This is a genomic window from Aurantimonas sp. DM33-3, assembly GCF_014334315.1.
Taxonomy (GTDB): Bacteria; Pseudomonadota; Alphaproteobacteria; order Rhizobiales; family Rhizobiaceae; genus Aurantimonas; species Aurantimonas coralicida.
Genome location: NZ_JACSGS010000020.1, coordinates 64,919 through 71,754, shown reverse-complemented (window position 1 = coordinate 71,754; position 6,836 = coordinate 64,919). Strand labels below are relative to the sequence as shown.

Below are 6,836 nucleotides of genomic sequence, written 5' to 3'. Positions count from 1 at the left end.
ACCAAACGCAATCTGGCTTCCCCATTCCGCCGATCTCTTTCAAGGCGCCGCCGAGCTCCAGTCGGACAGGCCGGATCTTCGTGTCCTGCGATGCTTCAAAAGCCGACTTCTTCAACAGCCCCATTGTTCTGCATATGTTCTACCCATGCTAAACTTATCGCTCATTCTGCTGTCGACTGCGAAACCCGTGGCCATCGCCTGCCGGGGTTAGACGAGATCGTCCTCCGGCGCTGACAGCGTTTGCCGCCATGGCGCGGCACCGGAGCGACCTCCATGATTTCCGACTTGTCTATCCGCCTTCCGAGAGAGGGCGGCCCCGCCGCGCATTCCGATCCCGTCGATCTTGGCCGGATCCGCCGCAAGGCGTCCACCCGGCGTTATCTGCCGGCGGGCACCGTCCGCTGCGTCGGCCTCCCGCTGTTCCGTTCTTCGCTGGCCCACGACCTGGGACTGCTCCTCGATCTCGATGGAGAGGTCGAGGCCTGGCAATGTCTGCCGCATTGCCTCGACTTTGCCGATGGCGATGGCGTGATCGTCACGCATGTGCCGGACTTTCTCGTCCACTATGCCTGTGGATCGCAGGTTTTCCTCGACGCCGGGCCGGTGGAATTGGCGCCGATCGACGAACCGGTCGTCTGGAGTGCCATCTGCGAGAGCGAGATCCGGGCGGAGCCCGCCATCTCCAATGCCCGTGAGATGCTCCGGTATGCCCGAAGAATGGTGCCCTTGGGCGATCGCATTCGGCTGGTCGCCCACCTCGAGGACACCGGTACCGTGACCCTCGTCGAGGCCGCCGCCGGCATGCGCGAATCCGCCGAACCCATCGGCGCCGTGATCGCCCTGGTGCTGCAGCGGGTCATCCGGATCGACTGGCGCGAGAAGCCGGACGTCGTGTCGCGTTCTTGCGCGGTGCAGGGCGCCTTGCGGTGGCGCGGCCTGGCCGATCCGGTTCGCGCTTCCCGCTCTCGTGCCGGGGCGCGCCAGTTCGTCGCTCGCTGTCGCGGGTGGCGGCGTGGTAGGACGCTGTCTGTATCGTCATCGCAACGGGGAAAACCGCTTGTCCGCAGCCATGGGCCGGAAGATTCTCACACTGGCACTCGCCCTGTGCCTCACCACGACCGTCGCCTCGGCCCAGAAGCCGGTTGCCAGCATCGAGGCGCAGGTGAAGCGGTGCTGGACCTCGCCGTCGGCGCAGCCAGCCACCTCGGTCCGGCCCATCACCTTCGTCCTGCAACTTGCGCCCGACGCCGATCTCGTGAAGGCCAGCACCGACTACGTTCCGGCGAATGCCGTCGAACGGACGTTGCGGGACGCGGCGGTCAGGGCGATGAAGCGCTGCCTGCCGTTGCGCGCGCCGGACACGCCCTATGAGGAGTGGAAGGAAACGCGGGTGACCTTCGAGATGGAGAAGGCCTCGGGGGCATCGCAGTTCGAACTGCCGGACTGATGCCGGCGACGGGGCCTGCCGGTTTGCCCGCTGCGGCGATCGGCGATACGCAATCTGCCCCGGGCGCTGCAGCGCTTTTTTCGATTGGTCCGACGTCTCCCATGCCGGTTTCGCTTTCCACCATCGCCATCGACGATCCGGCCGATCCGCGGGTCGAGCCGTTTCGCAATGTGCGCGACCGCGATCTCGTCGGCCGTGACGGCTTCATCGCCGAGGGCACGGTGGTGCTCGACCAGCTTCTGATGTCGCCGCGCTTTCGGCCGACATCGCTGCTGATCCTGCGCAACCGGCTGGCCGGACTGGCCGAGCGGCTGGCGCGGTTTCCAGACGACGTGCCGATCCATGTAGCCGATCAGGCCGTCTTCGACGGGATCGCCGGCTTTGCCGTGCATCGCGGCGTGCTCGCCTATGGGGCGGAGCGCGGCGCACGGCCGTCGGTGGCAGATACCATCGCCGCGGCGGGCGGCCGGCCGGTCGTCATCGCCGTCGGCCTCTCCAACCACGACAATCTCGGTGCGATCTTCCGCAATGCGGCGGCGTTCGGCGCCGGTGCGGTGCTGTGCGACGCGACGAGCTGCCATCCGCTCTATCGCAAGGCGCTGCGGGTGTCGGTGGGCACGGCCCTGACGGTGCCCTGGTGCCGGGAGGGGACGGGCGAGAGCCTCGTCGCGGCGTGCCGGGCGGCGGGCTACCGGGTCCTGGCGCTGTCGCCGGCCGGCGAGACCCCGCTGGCCGGGCTGGCGACGGCAGGACGCACGGCGCTGTGCCTCGGTGCCGAAGGGCAGGGGCTGTCGCCGGAGCTGATGCGCGCGGTCGAGACGGTGCGGATCGAGATGGCGCCGGGGCTCGACAGCCTGAATGTCGCGACCTCGGCGGCGATCGTCCTGCACCGGCTGTTTGCCGGAGACGGCACCGCCGCTTAGCGGGTCGCCGGGCTTCGAAGGCCGGGACACCGCATGGTCGATCGGCGGTGGTGGGGCGCGGGGTCGGCTCGGCTGTCAGGCTGCGAGGCTCGACTGTCAGGCGGCGAGGCGCCGGCGGGCGCAGATTACTCGGCGGCCTGTCCGGTGGTTTTCGATTCCTCGGCGCGCAGGCGCCGGACCCGGCCGGCCAGCGTCGGGCGTCCGCTCTCGGTGGTGCCGGTCGTGCCGGACTCGTCGGCGGCCAGAATGCGCTCGATGACGGAATTGGGGCCTTCGGCCTTGCCGGTCAGGTGAATCACCCGGGCGGCAATGTCGCTGATGCGTTCGCGCAGGGCTTCCTCGTCGTCGTCCCCGCCCAGCGGATGGGCCGGCAGGTCGAGATGTTCTTCCAGCTGGCGGCGGACGGCCTCGGCGCTGATCGGGGCAGCGGCAGCCACGACCGGGGTCCGGTCGATGTCGTCCGGGGATGTGTCATCCGCCCGGGTCGCCTGCGGCAGATCGGTGTCATCCGCGTCGTCGAGGCTGTCCCGGCCGCCGGCGTGGAGCGCCAGGCGCTCGTCCTGGTCGGCGAGGCGCGCGGTGAGGCGGATGACCTTTTCCTCGAGCTTGCGGGCGGTCGCCTTTTCCTTCTGCAGGCTGGCGTCGAGGGCGCCGACCTGGCTGCGCAGGCGGTCGATCGCATTGTCGCGCTCGCGGCCGATGCGCTCCTGCGAGCGGACCTCGTCCTGGGCTTCCTCCAGCCGGGTCTCCAGCGACACGATGCTCAGCTTGCGGTCCTCGGCGATGCCGGTCAGGTCGCGGAAGCGATCGGAGAGGGCGTTCATCTCCTCGGTGCGCAGGTCGAGGTCGTGGACCGTCTCGCGCAACTCTTCCTCGAGCTTGCGATAGTCCTGCTCGCGGGCCTCCAGGGCGGCGGAGAGCTCCTTCAGATCGGCGACGTTCTGGGCGACGGTCTCGGTGAGGACGCGGTTGCGGCCGCGCAGATCGGCATTCTCGACGGCGACGCGGCCGGCCTCGGCGCGCTCCAGCGCGGCCTTCTCGCGGACGGCATGGGCTTCCATTTCGCGGCGCCGGGATTCCATGGCGGCCTGGGCGCGGACATGGTCGTAGCTGGCGCGGATCTCGTTGGCGCTGACGGGAATCGTCGCCTCGAACTCGCGGCGGGCCAGTCGCTTGGCGCGGCGCCAGACGATCGGCGACACGAGCAGGGCGATCAGGGCAGCGGCCAAAAAGCCGAACAGGAATATCAGGCCGGAGGCGATCATGGGGACCTACGCTGGGGGCTTTCGGATACCCTTATAACGCACGAAGCGACAATAGGGGCCGAAGCCCGGGCTTTTCGGTGCGCGATTCACGGTCCGGTATGGTCATCTGGCAACGCTTGCGGCGGCCGGGCTGACCGGCCGCCGCGCGGGTGATGGGCTCAGAAGGGATTCCAGGTCGGCATCGGGGTCAGCTTGAGATAGCCGAGATTGACGCCGAGACGGGCGCCGACGCCGGTCTTGATCGGCACCAGCACGATGTTGTCGCGGGTCAGCACCGTCATGCCGAGGCCGCCGACCAGATAGGCACTGCCGGACACGCCGCCGAAGCGGCCATAGACGGCTTCCACCGAGGGCAGGTCATAGACCAGCATCATGGTGCGGGCGCCGTCGCCGCCGACATCGAAGCCGAGCGACGGGCCCTGCCAGAAGATCCGGTGCTCGCCGGCGTTCTTGGTGAACAGCGTGCCCTCGCCGAAGCGCAGGCCGCCGAAGAAGGCGCCGGCGGCTTCCTCGCCGAGGATGTAGCCGTTCGGCAGGCCGAACTTCTTGAACGCCTGCTCGACGACCTGGGCGAGGCTGCCGGAGGTGGTGCCGAAGAATTTATGGCCGGTGGCGATGACCTCGTCGGTGTTGTAGCCGCTGGTGCCGGCCTGGGCGTGAGCGGGAGATGCAGCGCCGAAGCCTGCGACGAGGAATGCGGTGGCGGCAGCGAAGAGGAGACTGCGGACCGCCCCTGTGATGGCATTCATGTTCGGTTCCTTTCGACAGGGCGGGCACGGGCGATCGACGACCGACCCGGTACCCGCTTGCGACGCGATATCCGGCATTTGACCAAAACATGCTTTCCAATCGCCTAACGCCCGCAATGTGCGTGTCGCGGCGGCACGGATGACGCGGCTCGGTTGACGGATTCCGGGCAGGAACCCATGCTTTGTGCCAAAGCGAGACGGCTGATTCGCCGTCGGCTCCCCATGGCTCGATCGAACGGAACCTCCTGCATGACAACCCTTCCCGAACTGTCGGCTGCGGATCTCGCCGCGCTGTTGTCTAGCAAGCTGTGCCACGACATCATCTCGCCGGTGTTCGGAATCCAGAGTGGCCTCGAGCTCCTGGACGACATGCCGAACGATCCCGAATCGATGGAGCTGGTCCGCCATTCGCTGAAATCGGCCGTCGCCAAGCTGCAGTTCGCCCGCATCGCCTTCGGCGCCGCCGGCTCGCAGACCGCGACGATCGACCTGAACGACGCCAAGACCGTCGCCAACGGCTACATGAACCACGAGAAGGCGGCGATCGTCTGGGAGGGCGAGCCGGGCTACGTGGCCAAGAATTTCGTCAAGATCATCCTCAACCTCATCGTCCTGGCCAACGCCTCGATCAGCCGGGGCGGAGAGATCAAGGTGGTGATCGAATCGATCGATCCGCCGCGCGCCACGGTGCGCGCCACCGGCGACCGCATCCGCATCCAGCCGCGGCTGATGGCCCTGCTCAACGGCGACGTGGCGCAGGAGGCGATGGATGCCCAGACGATCCAGCCCTATTACACGCTGTTCCTGGCGCAGGAATCCGGCCTGACGGTCGCGCACGAGAAGACCGAGGGCTCGGTTCTGTTCACGGTGGCCTGACGGACACGCCGTTTAGGTAATGTTACCCCTGTTCCTGAACGAAACAGCAAAGATGCTGCGCTAGGACTGATCCACCACGAAGGTGTTCCGGACGGATTGTCCGGGCCCCGTCAGGAAAGGTGAGCGCCCATGCAGAGCTGTCTGATCGTCGATCCGGCTCCGGTGATCCGGAAGGTGGCGTCGCGCATCCTGTTCCAGATGGGACTGACGGTGGAAGGGGTCGCCTCGGGCGACGAGGCCAGGGCGTGGGTCGCCGCCAACGGCCTGCCGGAGATCGTGATCGTCGCGGCGTCGGCGGAAGATCCGGCCGGCGTCGAACTGGTCCGCCATCTGCGCGCCGAGGCGGAGGGCCGGCCGACAGTGATCCTCGCCTCGATCGTGGAATCCAATCTCGGCCTGATGACGCGCCTGCGCCGGGCCGGCGTCACCGACTACATCTACAAGCCATTCGATCGCAGCGCGCTGGAAGGCTGGCTGACGCCGTTCGTCCAGGCTGCCGGCACCAGCGCGGAAGGCGCCTCGGCCTCGGCCGCGTGAGCCGCGGCTCTGCGGGGCAGGGCGCATCGCGCCGATCATCCGCAACAGCCAGCACGAAAACAGCCAGGCCCGAATGCCAAACGGCCCGCCGCGGGGAACCGGGCAGGCCGTTTGGAAGACAGGTCCCGAAGGATCCGGGACGCGATCAGAAAGCCGGGCGCGCGATCAGGCGGCGCCGCGGGCGACTTCCGGCTCGCGCAGCACGTAGCCGCGGCCCCAGACCGTCTCGATGTAGTTCTTGCCCTCGGTGGCCGTCGCCAGCTTCTTGCGCAGCTTGCAGATGAAGACGTCGATGATCTTCAGCTCGGGCTCGTCCATGCCGCCATAGAGGTGGTTGAGGAACATTTCCTTGGTGAGGGTGGTGCCCTTGCGCAGCGAGAGCAGCTCCAGCATGGCGTATTCCTTGCCGGTCAGATGCACGCGCTGGCCGTTCACTTCGACCGTCTTGGCATCCAGATTGACCGTCAGGTCGCCGGTGTTGATGACCGACTGGGCGTGGCCCTTGGAGCGGCGGACGATGGCGTGAATGCGGGCGACCAGCTCGTCCTTGTGGAACGGCTTGGTCATGTAGTCGTCGGCGCCGAAGCCGAGGCCGCGCACCTTGTCCTCGATACCCGCCATGCCGGAGAGGATCAGGATCGGCGTCTTCACCTTGGACAGGCGCAGGGTGCGCAGGACTTCGTAGCCCGACATGTCCGGCAGGTTCAGATCGAGAAGGATGAGGTCGTAGTCGTAGAGCTTGCCGAGGTCGACGCCTTCTTCGCCCAGATCGGTCGTATAGACGTTGAAGCTCTCTGACTTGAGCATGAGCTCGATGCTCTGCGCGACCGCGCTGTCATCTTCGATCAAAAGAACGCGCATCAGAAATTCCTCTTAGCCCAGCCCTGCCGATTCGGGTAAACGGCATGGCCCCGGTTTGTCTAAAGTTCGGCCCAAAAGTGGCACGAAGTGGTTAACAAATGCTCACAATCCGAACGGTCGGCCGGGCTGCGGGCATCTGTCCTGCGATGAAAGACCTGGTTTCCCTTGGTCTGACCCC

8 protein-coding genes are annotated in these 6,836 nt (G+C 67.0%); 4 read left to right on the top strand and 4 right to left on the bottom strand.

The annotated features are described in order from the left end of the window. Positions 1–207: 207 nt before the first annotated feature. Entirely contained in the window at positions 208–543 is a 336-nt protein-coding gene (locus H9Q09_RS20220; protein ID WP_187392533.1) for a hypothetical protein, read from the bottom strand. A gap of 514 nt (positions 544–1,057) precedes the next feature. On the opposite strand from H9Q09_RS20220, the gene H9Q09_RS20215 reads away from it, so the two are divergent. Then, positions 1,058–1,447 (top strand): hypothetical protein, encoded by a 390-nt coding sequence (locus H9Q09_RS20215; RefSeq protein ID WP_187392532.1) that lies wholly within the window; start codon positions 1,058–1,060, stop codon positions 1,445–1,447. Between the two features lie 101 nt (positions 1,448–1,548). Then, positions 1,549–2,370 carry an RNA methyltransferase gene (locus tag H9Q09_RS20210; RefSeq protein WP_187392531.1) on the top strand — a complete coding sequence of 274 codons (822 nt, stop codon included), beginning with the start codon at positions 1,549–1,551 and terminating at the stop codon, positions 2,368–2,370. A gap of 125 nt (positions 2,371–2,495) precedes the next feature. On the opposite strand, the gene H9Q09_RS20205 is transcribed toward H9Q09_RS20210, so the two are convergent. After that, positions 2,496–3,635 carry a hypothetical protein gene (locus H9Q09_RS20205; RefSeq protein ID WP_187392530.1) on the bottom strand — a complete coding sequence of 380 codons (1,140 nt, stop codon included), beginning with the start codon at positions 3,633–3,635 and terminating at the stop codon, positions 2,496–2,498. Positions 3,636–3,793: 158 nt separating this feature from the next. Continuing rightward, positions 3,794–4,384 (bottom strand): DUF1134 domain-containing protein, encoded by a 591-nt coding sequence (locus tag H9Q09_RS20200; protein WP_009208807.1) that lies wholly within the window; start codon positions 4,382–4,384, stop codon positions 3,794–3,796. Positions 4,385–4,633: 249 nt separating this feature from the next. On the opposite strand from H9Q09_RS20200, the gene H9Q09_RS20195 reads away from it, so the two are divergent. Together H9Q09_RS20195 and H9Q09_RS20190 are read left to right on the top strand one after the other, a co-directional pair. Continuing rightward, complete coding sequence (locus tag H9Q09_RS20195) at positions 4,634–5,260, top strand: histidine phosphotransferase family protein (RefSeq protein ID WP_009208808.1); 627 nt, start codon at positions 4,634–4,636, stop codon at positions 5,258–5,260. Positions 5,261–5,389: 129 nt separating this feature from the next. Continuing rightward, entirely contained in the window at positions 5,390–5,797 is a 408-nt protein-coding gene (locus tag H9Q09_RS20190; protein ID WP_187392529.1) for a response regulator, read from the top strand. Between the two features lie 165 nt (positions 5,798–5,962). Here H9Q09_RS20190 and ctrA read toward each other — a convergent pair whose 3' ends face one another. Beyond that, complete coding sequence (gene ctrA, locus H9Q09_RS20185; RefSeq protein WP_009208810.1) at positions 5,963–6,658, bottom strand: cell cycle two-component system response regulator CtrA; 696 nt, start codon at positions 6,656–6,658, stop codon at positions 5,963–5,965. Positions 6,659–6,836 lie beyond the last annotated feature (178 nt).